The 16,905-nt window shown below is 44.5% G+C and carries 11 protein-coding genes; 8 read left to right on the top strand and 3 right to left on the bottom strand.

The window, feature by feature from the left end:
• Nucleotides 1–165: 165 nt before the first annotated feature.
• The 6 genes from BB427_RS17635 to BB427_RS24530 all read left to right on the top strand — a co-directional run bounded on the left by BB427_RS17635 (nucleotide 166) and on the right by BB427_RS24530 (nucleotide 9,546).
• Nucleotides 166–2,820, top strand: coding sequence for a TonB-dependent receptor (locus BB427_RS17635; RefSeq protein WP_069022268.1), 2,655 nt, complete (start codon nucleotides 166–168; stop codon nucleotides 2,818–2,820).
• Between the two features lie 40 nt (nucleotides 2,821–2,860).
• Nucleotides 2,861–4,348, top strand: coding sequence for a tryptophan halogenase family protein (locus tag BB427_RS17640; protein ID WP_069022270.1), 1,488 nt, complete (start codon nucleotides 2,861–2,863; stop codon nucleotides 4,346–4,348).
• A 106-nt stretch (nucleotides 4,349–4,454) separates the two neighbouring features.
• Entirely contained in the window at nucleotides 4,455–5,720 is a 1,266-nt protein-coding gene (locus BB427_RS17645) for an MFS transporter (RefSeq protein ID WP_069022272.1), read from the top strand.
• 6 nt (nucleotides 5,721–5,726) lie between these two features.
• Entirely contained in the window at nucleotides 5,727–6,602 is an 876-nt protein-coding gene (locus BB427_RS17650) for an ROK family protein (RefSeq protein ID WP_069022274.1), read from the top strand.
• Nucleotides 6,592–9,138 carry a family 20 glycosylhydrolase gene (locus BB427_RS17655; RefSeq protein WP_069022276.1) on the top strand — a complete coding sequence of 849 codons (2,547 nt, stop codon included), beginning with the start codon at nucleotides 6,592–6,594 and terminating at the stop codon, nucleotides 9,136–9,138. The genes BB427_RS17650 and BB427_RS17655 overlap by 11 nt, the downstream gene beginning before the upstream one ends.
• Before the next feature lie 234 nt (nucleotides 9,139–9,372).
• On the top strand, nucleotides 9,373–9,546 hold the full coding sequence (locus BB427_RS24530) for a hypothetical protein (RefSeq protein WP_017218574.1): 174 nt from the start codon (nucleotides 9,373–9,375) through the stop codon (nucleotides 9,544–9,546).
• A gap of 49 nt (nucleotides 9,547–9,595) precedes the next feature.
• Here BB427_RS24530 and BB427_RS17660 read toward each other — a convergent pair whose 3' ends face one another.
• On the bottom strand, nucleotides 9,596–10,114 hold the full coding sequence (locus BB427_RS17660; protein ID WP_069022278.1) for a hypothetical protein: 519 nt from the start codon (nucleotides 10,112–10,114) through the stop codon (nucleotides 9,596–9,598).
• A gap of 238 nt (nucleotides 10,115–10,352) precedes the next feature.
• Here BB427_RS17660 and BB427_RS17665 point away from each other — a divergent pair, with 238 nt between their 5' ends.
• Nucleotides 10,353–11,918, top strand: a complete 1,566-nt coding sequence (locus BB427_RS17665) for an NAD(P)-binding domain-containing protein (RefSeq protein WP_045989717.1) — start codon at nucleotides 10,353–10,355, stop codon at nucleotides 11,916–11,918.
• A gap of 46 nt (nucleotides 11,919–11,964) precedes the next feature.
• Here BB427_RS17665 and BB427_RS17670 read toward each other — a convergent pair whose 3' ends face one another.
• The gene (locus tag BB427_RS17670) at nucleotides 11,965–15,093 is read right to left on the bottom strand and encodes a lantibiotic dehydratase (protein WP_069022280.1); all 3,129 of its coding nucleotides are present in this window, start codon (nucleotides 15,091–15,093) and stop codon (nucleotides 11,965–11,967) included.
• Nucleotides 15,094–15,102: 9 nt separating this feature from the next.
• The gene (locus tag BB427_RS17675) at nucleotides 15,103–16,308 is read right to left on the bottom strand and encodes a lanthionine synthetase C family protein (protein ID WP_069022282.1); all 1,206 of its coding nucleotides are present in this window, start codon (nucleotides 16,306–16,308) and stop codon (nucleotides 15,103–15,105) included.
• Between the two features lie 231 nt (nucleotides 16,309–16,539).
• On the opposite strand from BB427_RS17675, the gene BB427_RS17680 reads away from it, so the two are divergent.
• The gene (locus tag BB427_RS17680; protein WP_069022284.1) at nucleotides 16,540–16,740 is read left to right on the top strand and encodes a hypothetical protein; all 201 of its coding nucleotides are present in this window, start codon (nucleotides 16,540–16,542) and stop codon (nucleotides 16,738–16,740) included.
• The last annotated feature ends 165 nt before the right edge of the window (nucleotides 16,741–16,905 follow it).

Consider the following 16,905-nt stretch of genomic DNA (forward strand, 5'->3'; position numbering starts at 1 on the left):
TATCGAAATATAGCGACAGCCTGAAGTGCAGTGAAGTATTTTTGTCAAATTACGCTCATTTAAGCGTGAAAAGTATCATTAGTAGATAGAAATATACCGCTTAAAAAACACTCAAGGCGATACCCTAGCTTCTGCCAACAACAAATAGGAACAATGGGCAGAACAATGAAAACAACTAAGTTGAAGCAATTTAAATTGAATAAACTTGCCGCCATCGTGACAGCAAGTACCTTATCCCCCCTTTTACTCACCGCTGCACCATCAGCATTAGCCGAAGAACAAAGCGCAAAAGAAAATGTCGAAGTAATTGAAGTAAGAGGCATTCGCCGCTCGCTTGAAGCTTCAATGAACACCAAGCGCTTTGCAGATGGTATTGTTGATGCTATCACCTCGGAAGATATTGGTAAGTTTCCCGACAAAAACATTGGTGATGCGCTACAGCGTATTTCTGGGGTTACAGTCGACCGCCAATATGGTGAAGTAAGTGGTGTTACTATCCGTGGTACCGCGCCCGAGCAATCGCGTATTTTATTAAATGGCCAATCGGTCGCCAGTACCGATTGGTATGATTTGGGTCCATCGACGCGTACTTTTAACATGGAGCTGTTATCAGCAGAGCAAGTATCGGCAGTTAACGTCTACAAAACGCCTGAAGCAAACCTTGAAGAAGGTGCGCTGGGTGGTACAGTGAATCTTGTCACGCGTAAACCACTGGACTTAGATGCACACACTTACATGGTGTCAGCAGAAATGGGCCGCTCTACCTTGTATGATGAAAATGATATAAGTGGCTCATTTTTAGGTAGCTGGAAAAGTGACGATGAAAAATTTGGTGTGCTCGCAGCATACTCTATTGAGAACCTGACTTCAGGCCGTCACGTTATTGAGTCCATTGGTGGCTACTATGAATATTTTGCGGCGGATCAAGACACGGGACAAGCATCTACAGTGGGCGCTTGGGCTATCGGCTCGCAAGCATTCAGAGCTGAGCGCGAGCGCACCAGCGCGCAACTTACCGCGCAATTTGCACCAAGCGATAACACCGAATTTGCGGTAGACTACTTTCGCTTTGAGTTTGACAATCCACATGTAAACCATAACTTCCTTACTGTAAGTGCCCGTGGTGCAGGTGCTGTTGATGTACAAAACAACGCTGCAGGCGGTACACAGCGTGCGCGCATTTTGCCAGCTTACGCGAACATTATCTACAACCCCACTGTTCGTAACGCCGTAAACATGGAAGTCGATGCTTTAAACTTCAGTGGTAAATACGTCGGTGAAACTTTCGAGATTAGCGGTGTTATTGGTCGCTCAACCTCTGATGGTGGTACACAGTTTGGCTCCTCAAGTTGGTGGATCCCGGCAACAGATGAGGGTGGAAAAATTGGCGATCCAGCCTTCCCTAACGGTCAAAATAGTACTGATGGCGGCTTTACTTACGATGCATCCGGCCCTTATCAAATTTGGTTTGATTCGCTAGACCCAACCGATGCCTCACAGCTCAAATTTGCTCAGGAATCAAACTTCCAAACTACGGTTCAAGAGCATGAAGTGAGTTATGCGCAAGCCGATATCAAGTGGATGCTAGAGCATGATTACTTCAAGAACATCAAAGCGGGTGTGAAAGTTAATAAAAACGAATTTGCACGTATCGCAATACAAAGAAACCCCGCGGATGTTGTTGGTTTTGTCCCTGATGGTAATAGTTTAGCTAACTGGAGTGATGGTATTTTTACCAATCTACATTCGCAAACGGGCGGACATATTCTTAATTCATACGCCAAGCTCGATGAAGATAAATGGTGGGATTTTATCACTGGCAAATATGAGGCGGGTGAACTAATTGAGCAGCAAGACCTTGGTAAAACCTACAATGTCGAAGAAGATATGCTCGCTATCTATGTGCAAAGTGAATTCAGCGGTGAAAACTTCCGCGGTAATATCGGCTTACGCTATGTGGATACAGAACAACAGTCCAGCGGTTATGTTGATAACATGGTCTTCGATGAAACGGTTGACTACGACAACTGGCTACCGAGCATCAACTTCGCATATGACTACAGCGACGATATTATCATCCGTGCGGCCGCCTCTAGCGTTATGTCTCGAGTTAATTATAACGACTTAAAACCAGGTCTAGCGATTGATGCCAACTTTGGTTCTGCCACCGGTGGTAACCCGAACCTTAAACCTTATGAAGCAGATCAAGCAGATATTGGCGTCGAATATTACTTTACCGAAGCTTCCTTGCTCTCAGCAGCCGTTTTTGTGAAGAAAATTGACAACGTTGTCTTTTCTACCGAAGCGATTGAATATGTAGACGGATGCGGTACCGACCCTTCTAAGTATGATCAATGCCGAGTCACACGCCCACGTAGTAACGGAGACGGTGACGTAACAGGGATAGAACTGCAGCTTCAACATAGCTTTGATAATGGCTTCGGCTTTATTACTAACTACACCTACGTGGATAGTGAAACCACCACACCAGATAATGCAAAAGAAATGGTGCCGGGAGTATCTGAAAACTCATTCAACGGCTCGCTATTTTTCGAAAACGAGCAATTTAGTGCACGTATCGCTTATAACTGGCGTAGTGAATGGATAGGCGTCGGTGCAGCACAAGCGGTGCGCAACGATAGCTACCAACAATGGGATGCATCTTTGGTGTGGCATGCAATGGAAAATCTGGATGTCAGCTTAGAGGGTGTAAACCTGACCAATGAGGTTATTCAATCTTACGACACCAACTACAACTTAACGCAGAACACCATTGAATTTGGTACGCGTTATTACCTTGGCGTCAGCTATAAGTTCTAACCTCGGAGCCCCAGTCGCTTGCGGCTGGGGTCATTTGCCTATGAAAACAATACAGTCACTCACCATCCTTGGTGGCGGTACCGCAGGTTGGATGTGCGCAGCCTACCTTGCTAAGCATCAACCCAATTTATCGGTCACGGTGATTGAGTCATCGAGTATTGGCAGAATTGGCGTTGGCGAAGGCTCAACGCCACATTTGCAGCTTTTTATGCAAAGCCTTGGTGTGAAAGAACGCGATTGGATGCCCGCATGCCAAGCAAGCTATAAAACCGGGATCTATTTTGATAACTGGAATGGCGACAATGGCAGCTATTTCCATCCCTTCTTCTCTGAAATGGATGCAAAAACAGCGGAAGTCTACTTTGTCAACGCCAATGCCAGACGTCGTGGTAGCGAATATATAGATAAACCCGAACATTACTTCTTAGCCGCAGTACTGGCCGACAAGCAACAAGCACCTCTGCCACAGCGTCCATTACCAAGGGTGCTTGAATACGGCTATCACTTTGATGCGCAAAAACTTGCGGATTGGCTAAGGGCATTTAGCCTAGCGCGAGGCGTAAAGCATATTCAAAGTACGGTGAGTAGCGTACAGCATCATGCCAAAGAAATTATTGCACTGACACTTGAGTCGGGTGAGCAGGTGAAAAGCGATTTTTACGTCGATGCCTCAGGGTTTAACGCCCTGCTGATAGAGAAAACGCTAGAAGTGCCCTTTATTTCCTTTGCAGATCAGTTACTCAATGACTCAGCTGTCGCGATTGCTGGCGCTAAAATAAACCCGCTACCTTCAAGCACTTCTGCTATCGCGATGCCGTGCGGCTGGCGCTGGCAGATCCCGCTACAAGGCAGAACCGGACATGGTTACGTGTACAGCAGCGCACATACCACTCCCGAAGAGGCTGAGGCTCAACTGCGTCAAACCGCGCAACTCGATAAAGGACAAGCCAAACATCTCACCATGAAAGTGGGCATGATGGCGCGCAGTATTGAAGGCAATGTATTTGCTATTGGCCTCGCGCAGAGCTTTATTGAACCACTCGAAGCCACCGCGCTGATGGTCACAGGTTATAGCATTGAGTTATTGAATAGGCTGCTTTCGCAACAGCTCGAGGTACAAGCCATCAATCAACAACTGTCAGAGCTGGTGCTCGGTATTAAAGAGTATGTACTGGCACATTACGCCACCAGCAAGCGCGCAGATTCACCGTATTGGCAAGATGCGAAAATCGCAGCACTGAGCTTAAACGAGCTCGATGAGCTGCTCACACACTGGCGTAGCGGTGGTGATTTTGACGCTTGGCTCAACCAACACAGGATGCACTCACCCTATATTCGTCCCAGTTGGTATTGCTTACTTGGCGGCATGGATCATCGCGATAGCACCTGCCAAATGCCCTTTGATCAAGCACCACAGCATATCGAACAGGCGGCCAAGGCCTATCTAACGAAGCTTAGTGATGAGCATTTTACTGCCCATACAACTGCACTGGAACAATTACAGCGAGCACAAGCGTTTCGTGCATAACCCAATTGCGGGTGGTGGTGAGATTCCCCTTGATCTTTTTGTTTGTCTGCCCACAAGCGAGATCGCCACGCCATCACCCGCTCTCTAATGAAGGTGGAAATACAACATGAAAAAAAGCTACCTAGTGATTGCCTTAGTATTGGCAACCTTTTTTACGGTGTCCTTTATCACCAATATTTTAGGCGCGATTTTTCCAGCATTAATAGAAAGTTACAGCATAGGTCTAACGCTTGCGGGGTTTTTCCCGTTCGCCTTTTTTATCGCTTATGGGGTGATGTCTATTCCGGCGGGACTGCTAGTTCAGCGCTTTGGAGAAAAAACCGTTATGCAGCTCGCATTTACCCTTGCAGCAATTGGCGCAACGACCTTTGTGCTAATGCCAACGTTTGCCATTGCCATGGTAGCGTTGTTTATGCTCGGCTGTGCCATGGCACTACTGCAAGTGGCTATCAATCCACTATTACGCGCTAGCGGTGGTTCAGAACACTTTGCCGTGCTTTCGGTGTTTGCGCAGTTGATGTTTGGTGCTGCCGCAACACTCGCGCCTCTGGTTTATAGCAAACTACAGTCTCAAGTCACCACCGCAGAGGGATTTGGCGGAGCGCTGTCTGGTGCTATCCCAGCAGATAAAACCTGGCTAAGTATCTATGCGGTATTCGCTATCCTAAGCGTCGTGATGCTATTACTCTCGCAATTTACGCCATTTAACGCGGTACCGGAGCAGAAAAAGCAGCAGCTGAGCTGGTCACAAAGTATCGGTTTTTTTAAAGATAGAACCGTATTGAAATTTTTTGCCGCCATCGCCGCTTATGTTGCGCTAGAACAAGGCGTCGCTAACCTCATTTCCGTGTTTTTGCAGCAATATCATGGCCTAGACCCAGCCACCGAAGGCGCAAAAGTGGTGAGCGAATTCTGGTTATGCCTAACCTTAGGCTGTTTACTTGGACTGGCACTACTTAAACTCATTGATGCGCAAAAGCTTTTGATTTTATTCAGCTCTGGCGCCGCTATCGCGCTCCTAAGTGCGTTATTCGGTGGCACTACGGTGGCGCTTATTGCTTTTCCAATTGTGGGATTTTTCCTCTCCATTATGTGGTCGGTCATCTTTGCTCTGGCATTAAATTCATTCAAAACCGGCCATGGCGCAATCACAGGGATTTTATGTACCGGGATCATTGGCGGTGCTTTTATGTCTCCCATCATAGGTTTTGCGGCTGAATTGAGTAACAACTTACAACTTGCAGCCCTGCTGTTACTACTGCCACTTAGCTATATTCTGAGTGTTGGTGTATGGGCTAATCCTTTGATTAAAAATAAAACTTTTGGCAATAGTCAAAAGACGCTGTCTCAACCTCTAAATGAAAATAGTTAAATTACGATGAATCACTCTTTGTTATGTATTGACTTGGGAGGCACCAAAGCGCTTGTGGCTTCGGTTGCGCACACTCAGGTCGAGCAGGTACGCCAGTATGCGGTGCCTAGTCAGGCCAACTTAGACCAAGTTAATGCCTTTGTTATCCGTTTAATCGAAGAAAACCTAACAGCCGAAACAACCGGTATTGCGATTGGCGTACCAAGCACACTGGATGTGTGCAGCGGCACCGTGCTGACAACACAAAATATTCCTCATTGGCAAAATGTGCCTCTGAAGGGATTGTTAGAACAGCACTTTTCTTTGCCCGTTGTTGTCCATAATGACGCAAACTGCTTTGCATTTGGTGAATACTTATATGGTGGCTACCATGCCAACAACCTAATTGGCGTATGCCTTGGCACAGGCATTGGTGCCGGTTTTGTGTTTAACGGTAATTTATATACGGGTAACCATAGTGCTGCAGGAGAGCTAGGCAACTTAAGCTATCTTGATGGAATTATTGAAGATTATGCGTCAGGACAGTTCTTTGGGCGACAAGGAATTGAAGGGAGGTGGTTGGCCGAACAAGCACGCAGTGGCGACCCATTTGCACTACAACAATTTGAGACTTTTGGCAGTCACGTTGGTCATGCACTCGCGCAAGTAGTCATGGTGCTGAATCCAGATGTCATTGTACTTGGCGGCTCCGTGACGCATTCATATGACTATTTTAACGCTGCACTTGAAGCCAAGATGCAGCAGTTGCTTGGCAATGCTTTATATCAATCCGTTCGTGTCATTCCAAGCACCTTAAATCACGCGCCACTTTTAGGGGCATACGGATTGTTTCAACACAATAAAATTAACCATGATAACAAGGAACTAGCCAATGAAGTTTAATCGGCTTATGGCCCTACTTTTTGGGGTGTCGTCACCCCTTTATGCGCTCGACCAAACCGCTGTAAACTGGTTGGGCCAAAATCTTGATGTAAAGTACACCTTGCTTGATAGCAAGCCAAGCACCTGCCCCAAGGCACAACATAAGTGCTATTACTCAGAGCTGAGTTTTAGCGTAGCTAAAGAAAATACCAAGGCAAATAATGACTTTGCTATCTTTTTTAGCCAACTGATGCCGATTTACCATGTTGAGGGCGATAACTTTGCCATCACCCATATCAATGGTGATATTCACAAAATCACGCCTGCAGCAGGGTTTAGTGGGTTTTCAAGTGCTCCCACTACCGTGCGCTTTTATACCAAGGACTCTCAGGTTACACGCTCAGAATTTATGCCAAATTATGTTGTAACGGACGCGCAGCTTAAGCTCACCCCACAAGTGATCAAAAGCACGCAAACCCAGCGCGATAACGACACAGGACTTGAGCTACAACCTTATCTGACGCCATTTGATACGCTCAACCAGCTGCAAACCAGCAGTAAAGATGACACGCCGTGGATGGGCAGCGAATACTTATATCAACATCAAGTGAAGCCAACACTTGATGCTGCAATTGGGCTGATACCAAAACCTAAACAACTGACAGTGCTGTCCGATAAACGACTCAATCTAGCAGCCGGAATTAATCTGCAACTTTCAGGCGTTTCAGCTGATGCTATCGCCATGGCACAACAGCGACTCAATACCCTCGGGGTAAAAAGCACCAAGGATGGACTTGTAGTTAATGTCGTTGTAAAGCCAAATAAGCAATCAAGCCCACATTATCAACTGACGGTCGCCGAAAATAATATCTCAATCCAAGCCAATAACAGCGCCGCTGCATTTTATGCGCTACAAAGCCTTGCAGGACTGTTGGATATTAATGACTTAAGTATTCCCATGGTGGATATTATTGATACACCAAGGTACGACTTTCGTGGTTTACACGTCGATGTTGCCCGCAACTTCCGCTCCAAAGCCTTTATTTTACAAACCATTGAACAGATGGCGGCATATAAGCTAAATAAACTGCACCTTCATTTAGCGGATGATGAAGGCTGGCGCTTGGCCATCGATGGTCTTGATGAACTTACCTCTGTCGGCGCTTATCGCTGCTTTGATTTGACCGAAACTCGCTGCCTATTGCCGCAATTAGGCGCTGGGAATGATAAAAACGCGCAAGTGAATGGCTTTTACTCTGCAGAGGATTATATTGAGATCCTGCGCTATGCCAAGGCGCATCATATCGAGGTGTTACCCTCATTAGATATGCCAGGTCACTCACGCGCTGCAATCATCGCCATGGAGGCGCGATATAAAAAGCTGATGGCACAAGGCACACCTGAGGATGCACAGCAATATCGATTAGTAGAAGCTGCTGACAAGACGCGTTACAACTCCATTCAGCATTACAACGACAACACGCTAAATGTCTGTATTGCAAACACTTATACCTTTATCGACAAAGTATTAAGTGAAGTAAAAGTGCTGCATGACCGTGCAGGTGTACCACTCAACACTTACCATATAGGTGCAGATGAAACCGCAGGTGCTTGGCTAGAATCGCCGGCTTGTAAAAAATTGCAGGCAAGCGTGAAAGATTTTACCAACTTTAACGGTTACTTCATTGAACGGATCGCAAAGTTACTAGATAAAAAAGGAATACAGGTTGCAGGGTGGAGCGACGGTTTAGGTGATGTACGTGCTGCGAATATGCCAACAAACGTACAGAGCAATGCTTGGGCGACATTAAGCGAAAACGGGCACGCGGTCGCGCATCGCTTCGCCAATCAGGGCTGGCAGGTTGTCTTGTCTAGCCCTGATGTAACCTACTTTGACTTTCCATATCAATCTCACCCAGAGGAGCGTGGTAATCACTGGGCAAGCCGTGCTATCGAAAGCAAAAAGATGTTTGAATTTATGCCAGACAACCTTCCTGCACATGCAGAGATCTGGAAAAATACCAATAACCACGCCTACATAGCCAACGACAGCGACTCATCTCTAAACAAAGGGGTGCAGTTTGCTGGGCTCCAAGGGCACTTGTGGAGTGAAATGCTGCGCAGTGATGCACAAGCCGAATACATGCTTTATCCACGACTATTGGCTCTTGCAGAGCGTGCATGGCACCATGCAGCGTGGGAATTACCGTACCAAGCCGGTCGTATATATAGCCAATCTAGCGGACATTTTACGGCTAAGTTACAAGCGCAACGTGAGGCTGATTGGCAACGATTCGTGGCTATTTTGGGCAATCAAGAACTGCCTAAATTAGCACAAGCCGGAATTGAATTTCGCATTCCCGTCGTCGCCGCAAAACAGCAATCTGGAGCAAAGCTCGACGCTTTTACCGCCATTCCGGGTTTTGTTATCGAAGCACAGCTTGAAAACGGCAACTGGGTGCCCTTCAATGCCTCACTTAATCAAGTACAGGCGCTTAGAGCGGTGCACCCAAGCTCCGGTCGCAAAGGACGAGCTTTGAGTTTAGAGAAAAAATAACGAATAAGAGCGACATGATGCTAAGCCCTACTTAGTGCTTAGCATCTCTATCACCATTATCAGGCGCAAAAGAACGTTGAGAAAATGTAATCAATAGCAAAATGTTGAAAAAGTAATAAATATGTTTTAGCTTGGTTGCTGTGTTACTTTTTTGTTCATTAAAGAATAAATCAGATGACATAACTACAATATAATGAGCTCAATCAGAGCCTATAATTTAGAAGGAATACTAAAATGAAATTATCGTTAAACAAGAAGAAAATCAAAGCTCTATCAGCTGATAAGCAGACTGTACCCGCCGTAATGACTCCACAGGTTGCAGGCGGCGCGCTTCGTTTCAGCCAAGACAGGCTAACGCATTGTGTTGCCAATACGTGTGGTCGCCATACTTGCCCTGATATTTACTAATCGAGAGTAAATAGCACAGTTTAGTGCCTCGAAGGAGGCACTATAAGGCTTACTTAAATTTAACTTTTTTGTCGCTTTTTGTATAAATGCGCGACTCAGGTTCTGTCCACTCGCCGTTTTTCAAGTATTGCGTCGATACCGTAAATTGGCCATTCTCAAACTTACTGGTTGATTTCACCTTTGTAATACCATCTTTGTTATTGATAACGTCTTCGTAAGCTACAAACTCGGTCTGACTAAGGACTTCCATCGTTCCTTGGGTGTAAAATCCTGCCGTTGTAAAATAGTAAAACACTAGACTGTTTTTACTTTTATCCCAGAAAATTAATGACTCTCCGCCGTACATGCCATCGTTGATTGAATGTAAGGTACGAATGGCTGTGCCATTTAAAGCCCGCTCCCAGTGACTGACATCCTGCATCTTTGGTTTATCTGAAGGCACATCAAAGTCCGATTGCCAAGTACCAAGATAAGGTGTAAACACCGAGAGTTCTTCATTTAATTTTTCATTAGCCCAAGATAGCGTACTGAATACCACCAATATGGCGAGCCCGAATTTTTTCATCATTTTTATTTCCGTTGATTGTGTTTCACTCAGTATAAATCCTCATTCGTAGGTTGCGTACTTAAGGTAAACCTGTCACTCCTCCCGTTGGTAAAAAAACATTGCAAATACACAATTAATACACAATTTAAAACAACAATTATACAACAAATTAATATCATAACTGCAATAGGGAAAGCGGGGAACGTTACCCTGTCTAGAGTAGTTGTTGCAGCACCAACACCAACAAGGAACAACGAACATGCTTGATTATCTTATTATTGGCGCAGGCCCAGCAGGAGTCCAAACCGCTTACCACCTAAAACAAAGTGGCTTGTCCTACCTCATGTTGGAGTCAGGTCAGCGCGCAGGATGTTTTTTTGAAACATTCCCAATTCACCGGAAACTAATTTCAATTAATAAAGTATTTACCGGCTCAACAAACCCTGAATTCAACTTAAGACACGATTGGAACTCCATTTTAACTGATGACTACAGCCTCAACTTTTCCAGTTTTGACCGCGACTTTTTCCCAAGTGCTGATAACTTAGTCAAATACCTCAACCATTATGTTGACCAAAATCAGCTAAATGTTGCTTATAACCAGCGTGTTAAGTCTGTCGAAAAGATTGCCGATCACTTCGTTGTGACCACAACTCATAATGAACAATATACAGCAGCCCGCGTCATCGTCAGCACAGGTGTCCCTAAGCCTTATATTCCGAAGATCGAAGGAATAGAGCTAGTTACACAATACTCAGACTTAAATATTGATTTGGCACCATATGAAAACAAACGCGTGCTTGTTATCGGTAAAGGAAACTCAGCTTTCGAAACGGCTGATCACCTTATCCCTGCCACCAGCCTAATTCACGTTTGTAGTCCAAATCCTTTAGATATGGCATGGAAGACCCACTATGTTGGCGACCTACGTGCAGTAAACAACAATATTCTAGATACTTATCAACTGAAGTCGCAAAACGCTATCTTAGACGCCGACATTAAGCGTATTGAGAAACAAGACAACCGTTTTATCGTGCACTTTAGTTATGCTCATGCTAATGGTGAGCAAGAAACCATAGAGTATGACGAGATCATTTGTTGTACTGGATTTGCCATGGACAGCAGTATTTTTGCCGATAGTGCAAAACCTGATCTCATGATTGAAGGCCGTTTCCCATCTCTAGATTGCAGCTTTGAATCCATCAATGTAAAAGGCCTTTATTTTGCCGGCACGCTGACACAATCCACCAAATATCGAAAGTCGACTTCAGGCTTTATTCACGGCTTTAGATACAATAGCCGCGCCTTAGTCGAGATGCTAAAACAAAAACATCATGATACTACGCTTGCATGCGACCAACACTTAGGTACGCCAGAAGCAATCGGCAGTGCAATCCTGAACCGTATCAATGAGACAAGCGCGCTATGGCAACAACATGGCTTCATGGTGGATGCAGTTACGGTATCAAAGAGCGGTATGGCACAATATTATAAGCACCTGCCAAGTCCGTACCTCCATGCTCATCTAGGTGATCACTATCATTTGCAGATAGCATTAGACTTTGGTGCACCAATTGAAGGCGACCCGTTCAATCAGGTTCGAGTGCATAAAGACAACGCGACTGACGCGGAGTTAAGTAAATTCTTACACCCCATCATTGAACTTTGCTATCAGGGTGAAGTAATAGAGACTCATCATATTATTGAGGACTTAGAAGCAGACTGGACTGACGTAGAAGCGCACGTTAAGCCACTTCAACAGTTCATTGAGCGAGTATTACCAAAACTTGTTGGTGAGAAAATGCAAAATAAAGTGTCAGCATAACTCATAAATGAAAAAGGTTGGCAACCAAGCCAACCTTTTTCATTCTCTAAGAAACTTTAGACTCAGAGAAGTACTTTCGTCTCAACATATCATGAATGACAAATTCCTGTTCTCGACCATAAGCTTTAAACATACGGTTGTTATGCATATGCAAAAGAGAGCCGAGTAATGATTGTATACTCAAATTAAGTGAACCTGACTTTTCTAATGTCAAAATCTCCTTCACCACTTGCTCTGCCTGCTTCTGCCACGCCTCTAACAGCGCCAACATCGCTTGTTGCGTCTCATCACATTGCGCTAAGCTCGCAATATTAAGCTTGGTAAAGTCATCTTCGAGCTGAGTTTGGTGATCGCGATAACGATTACCGAGCTGCTTTCTCAACGCGCTACTCTCATTGAATTCTTTACCAAACCCTGCGCGCAATGAAGAGATCAGTGATAGCTTTTGTTCCGCATCATAATCAAATAGCGTCAGCAAACGGTTAGTACAAGCCAATGCGATACGCCAACGGACATCTTCACCGAATTCTTCAACTAGCTGACAACTTTTCGCAATAAGCTCACTGTCAAACATAAACAAGCTTTCGATCAAAGTCATCGATTGCGGACCGCCGTAGCGCTCGACTTCTCGCTCATAAGTCATTAATTCAACTTTATGCAGCTGAGAGCTCTCTATCATAGGTGACAATAGCTGATTGAGTTTTGGCAATAACTCTCCACAAAGCACTGCTGGCTTGCCTTGGAAGCGTAAGCGTAGATGCCAATCCGGATCGCCATAGCGAATAAAGAACCACTTATCGAACAATGCACTATTTTCCTCAATAAGCGGCAATAACTGCTCATAAAGTAGCTGCTCAACAATGGTATTACCTGAATATATTTTTAAGCTAAGCCACTCGGAACCCGCACTGAAGCGCCGAGAGATTGGTGTGGCGGTAATATTTTCTAGTGGCTTTTCTGCAAAGTGCGTATGAGCAGCCGCATTCTCATTGAGTAAAGGAACAATGATTTCATTAGCGTAATGACGACCTTGTGCATCCGTTACACGCGACGTCAGTTGAGATGCCAATACTTCGCAGAGCTCAACCATATTGCGGCCTTTGGTTTCCATCAGCAACACTTCTACCATCGCACTTTGGCTTAAGTTCAAAGTTAAAACATTATCTCCTGCGGCAAAACTGACCCAATCATCTAACAAATACTTATCTTTGAGCTGTTGAAGCTTATTTGCGTCGATGTGTTGATTGACTAATAACGCTTCTAGTTCTTTGCGTTCAATACGCCATGTTTTCTCATGCAAAATCAGGTTATCTAACATGATACGCGGCACATAAGTTGCGTTTCTTAGGCTCGAAGGCAGTGAAAACTTGGGCGTTTCACTTTCTTGATGCTGCAACATACAAAGGAATTTATAAGCGCTCAAGCTTCGAGCAGAAAAGTTATGTGCACTCGACAAACGCGGAATAATGCGTTTATTTAGTCGCTTACTCCAGAGTTTGACCTGCTGGCTTTCGACCCAAACATACAGATCACTTGGCGGGATCTGGTATTCAGGGTCCAGTGAACTGTCTGCCATGAAAACGATTTCGTACTGCCGTAAATGTGGCCTCGCAATCACGTTACCAGGCCTTCCCTCGGGCATATGTACAATTTCTGCGAAGATAACCTCTTCACTGTGACTATGTTCTTGCTCTAAATGATGAATAACCGATTCTTTTAATGTCTCATCAAGGTGGCAGAAACGACCCAAAAGATTAGCTGCCGACGGTCCATAACAGCCATTGAACTTGAACACAGGATTCGACTTTTCGTCCTCAAATAAACTCAACATCACAGCCATTGAACGTGGCAAGTTAAGTTCTACTTTATCCTTAACTTTTTGCTTCAATTCGCTACTGGTCAGGACCACACAGCTTTTGCCTAAATTACTTGGCAATGTCACAGCCTGCTCAATAATGTGATCCAGTTCGGTATAGTCAGGGGCGCTAGCTTGTCCGCTACTCGCTCGACCCAACTGTAAACCACCTACTAGCGGGGCATCATAACCAGTTTCAGTGGAGACACTAATACCCGACTCATCATCCAACACCATATCCAAAGGTACAAATTGACCTTCAAACCGCGTGTTGAACTTATTAATAAAGTTTTCAAGTGGGTTATGCTTAGCACTGCGATTTAAGCTCGCAATCAATTGCAGTTGTTTATTCACCCTTGCAACTTCTTGCTGTGACATTTCACAATGTAAAAAAGCGCGGTAAGTATCTGATTGGAAAAGTTTGTTTTCTTGAACTTTAACTGGTAGCTCAGAAAGGTATTTAAAAATGGCTTGGTATTGCTCAGGCTTCGCCTCTCCCGCGTTATCCATCACCGCAAGGTCATGGATCGCTTGCTCCAACTTGGCGTAAACTTCTACAGGCGCAACGTTTTTCAACGCTTTTATCAATGCAATGTCGGGACTTTCACCGGTAAGTGGTAGCGGAATATCGGGAATTAATACCCCTTCACTGATGAGTTCTTCAAGGTATGTACTAACTTCCTCATATTCTGCTTCACTATAGCGCAGACAAAATTGCTCAATGAGCTGAGAAAAACTTAGCTTCTGTTTCGCCAGTTCTAGCATAGTGATGAAGTATTCATCACTATCAACGGCACTCAGGCGATATTGCATGGTGTCATCAGAAAGGTAAGTCTCAATGTAGCGGCACTGATCTGCTATAAAGTAATGAGATGGATTAGGTAAATAAGACAAATTATCTGATTTTGCTTCAGTTTCAGCTAAATGAGAGCGAATTGCAGACAACAGAAACATATCTAGTCGAGTTTTGCGGGAATCATGCTCTGCGCTATCACTCACAAGACGAGTTTCTGAGCCAATCGTCCCCGTATGGACACCAGAAAAAAGACCAAAGGGTGTAGGTCGTGAAGACATTCGAATGAGGTATCGCAATAGCGCTAATGCAACTTTTTTCCCCTGCTTGGAGTTCGGCTTTTCACGCCACTGTTCCAATCGCTCTAATAGAGACGGACTAGCAACGTACAAGGCTTCTATAACTCCAGGTGTGGCAAGCCAAGCACTTAACATCGCATTACTATCTTGCTGATTGAACAAGGTTTCAATCGGCAGTTTTGGTGTTCGTAGAACAAAAAAGGAGTCTGTTGTTATTTTAGCTGGCATAGTTACTCCTTAGCTCATTAGCAAACAATCAACCCAATCTAGGTTGTCATCCAGCACACCAATTAAAGCAAGGCCAATACCTGAATAACCCATTAAAAAGCTATAATCTTCCCTGTGTGCCTTTTCCAGACCGTTATATGAATACAAGGCCTCTAATCCACGCTCTTGATACTGATTTAATCCATAATCTAGCCAGGTTAAGGCAGCTTGCTGTAACTTAGGATGAGGCATAACTTGGTTGAGTAGTTGATAAATGGTTACTAACCCAAAAAAACCATGACAAAGTCCGGCATCGTTAATATAGCCTTGTTTTGCGTCTCTATCGACGTTAAACAACGCGATTTCCAGTGCCTGTTCAACATAGCTAGGCTTGTCTAGCGCATGCCCGGCTCTAGCAAGTGTTAACGCAATCGTTAAGTCACCATAGCACCAACCTAACCGAGAGTGGTTTTCGTCTCCTACACATGAGCCAAAACAAGCGCGCCTATCAGCTGCGTGACTCTGCTGTTCAAGTAGCCAATCACAGCCCGCAACAACCAGTTTTTGCGCTCGCAGCTTTACTTTTTCGTCTTGAAGTGCGGGAATAAGAGCGGCGATAATGCCAGGGACACCATGTGCCAGACCTAAATTAAATTCATGACTTTCGGTATCTTCTTTATCGAATCGATATACCGATTGCTTAGGCTGAGGCCAGGCAACCTGCTGACCATCTAGTTCTACCGCAACCGACTCATATCCCGTAACAAGACGATCAAATAAAGTACTTTGTTGAGTCTTCTTTGCACGACGTGAGATATAGGGGGAATACCCAGCAAGGCCTAACACCATTTCAATTTCTCCAGTCCAAGGAGAAAAGTCGAGTGCGGAGGCAAAGAAGCTATCTATCTCCTCCAGCAGCTCAGGATCATACTCTTCGTCGTCATACTGATTTAAATACTCAAGCACCCAAGCTTGTCCAGCTAGCCCTGAACTCAACTCAGGGGTTTGCTCTGCCAATTCATTTTGGAGCTTATCTAGCGCCAGATGAAATTTTTCCTCATCGACCCAAGCATCATTAAAGTTTGCAGCTCGAAATAAAAACAATAAATGCCCAGCTAAACCACTAAGCAAACCGTTACTGTTAACAGCTTCAAGATTTGATTCAACCTGCTTGGCTAGCTTTTCCACTATAGACAGGATTTGTTCTTTTTTTTCTAAATCTAACGCCTTTAGCATACTTATCCTTGTTTAAACTTTTAATTGTAATGTCTGTACTCACCATAGGTAAGTTAACCTTTTGTTTGGTCAAACTCAAACTTTGATATACGGATTGGTATCAAAAAAACAAAGTATTGACATTTATTTAAACTGGAACTAGCTTAACTTTTGTACACACGCGCTCAATGCGTGTAGCAAAAGGATTGAAATGAAGGACTGCTATTAACCAACATAAGTAAGGAAAAACGAATGAAATTGACACTAAACAAAAAGTGCATAAAGGCACTCTCAAATGACAGCAAATCTATTCCAGCAAATATGACACCTCAAATTGCTGGCGGTGATGTTCAGGCTAATTCTCCAGCAGGCTCTCTATTAACAGATCGCTATGGCGATTGTTGGACAGGTCGTAACCACTCTTGCCGTGAGCACACTTGTCAGATCCCATAATCTGACTAAAAAGAGTAGAAAACTCTCTACTCTTTTTCAGCTTTAAAATACAAAGCACGTAAATAACCTGAGCTTCGGATAATTAATGCCTTTCTAGCAGCCAGTTTTAGCGCTAACTGCGTTGAATTCACTTCCAATAGCCAGCTATTGGTGCATAAATTCGCC

This window comes from Pseudoalteromonas sp. BMB, assembly GCF_001709235.1.
GTDB lineage: Bacteria > Pseudomonadota > Gammaproteobacteria > Enterobacterales > Alteromonadaceae > Pseudoalteromonas > Pseudoalteromonas maricaloris.

Bases quoted from the DNA above. Each gene is read 5' to 3' on its own strand.
- BB427_RS24530 (WP_017218574.1), top strand. From the start codon at position 9,373: ATGAAATTATCGTTAAACAAGAAGAAAATCAAAGCTCTATCAGCTGAT.
- BB427_RS17635 (WP_069022268.1), top strand. From the start codon at position 166: ATGAAAACAACTAAGTTGAAGCAATTTAAATTGAATAAACTTGCCGCC.
- BB427_RS17665 (WP_045989717.1), top strand. From the start codon at position 10,353: ATGCTTGATTATCTTATTATTGGCGCAGGCCCAGCAGGAGTCCAAACC.
- BB427_RS17645 (WP_069022272.1), top strand. From the start codon at position 4,455: ATGAAAAAAAGCTACCTAGTGATTGCCTTAGTATTGGCAACCTTTTTT.
- BB427_RS17650 (WP_069022274.1), top strand. From the start codon at position 5,727: ATGAATCACTCTTTGTTATGTATTGACTTGGGAGGCACCAAAGCGCTT.
- BB427_RS17660 (WP_069022278.1), bottom strand. From the start codon at position 10,114: ATGATGAAAAAATTCGGGCTCGCCATATTGGTGGTATTCAGTACGCTA.
- BB427_RS17640 (WP_069022270.1), top strand. From the start codon at position 2,861: ATGAAAACAATACAGTCACTCACCATCCTTGGTGGCGGTACCGCAGGT.
- BB427_RS17680 (WP_069022284.1), top strand. From the start codon at position 16,540: ATGAAATTGACACTAAACAAAAAGTGCATAAAGGCACTCTCAAATGAC.
- BB427_RS17670 (WP_069022280.1), bottom strand. From the start codon at position 15,093: ATGCCAGCTAAAATAACAACAGACTCCTTTTTTGTTCTACGAACACCA.
- BB427_RS17655 (WP_069022276.1), top strand. From the start codon at position 6,592: ATGAAGTTTAATCGGCTTATGGCCCTACTTTTTGGGGTGTCGTCACCC.
- BB427_RS17675 (WP_069022282.1), bottom strand. From the start codon at position 16,308: ATGCTAAAGGCGTTAGATTTAGAAAAAAAAGAACAAATCCTGTCTATA.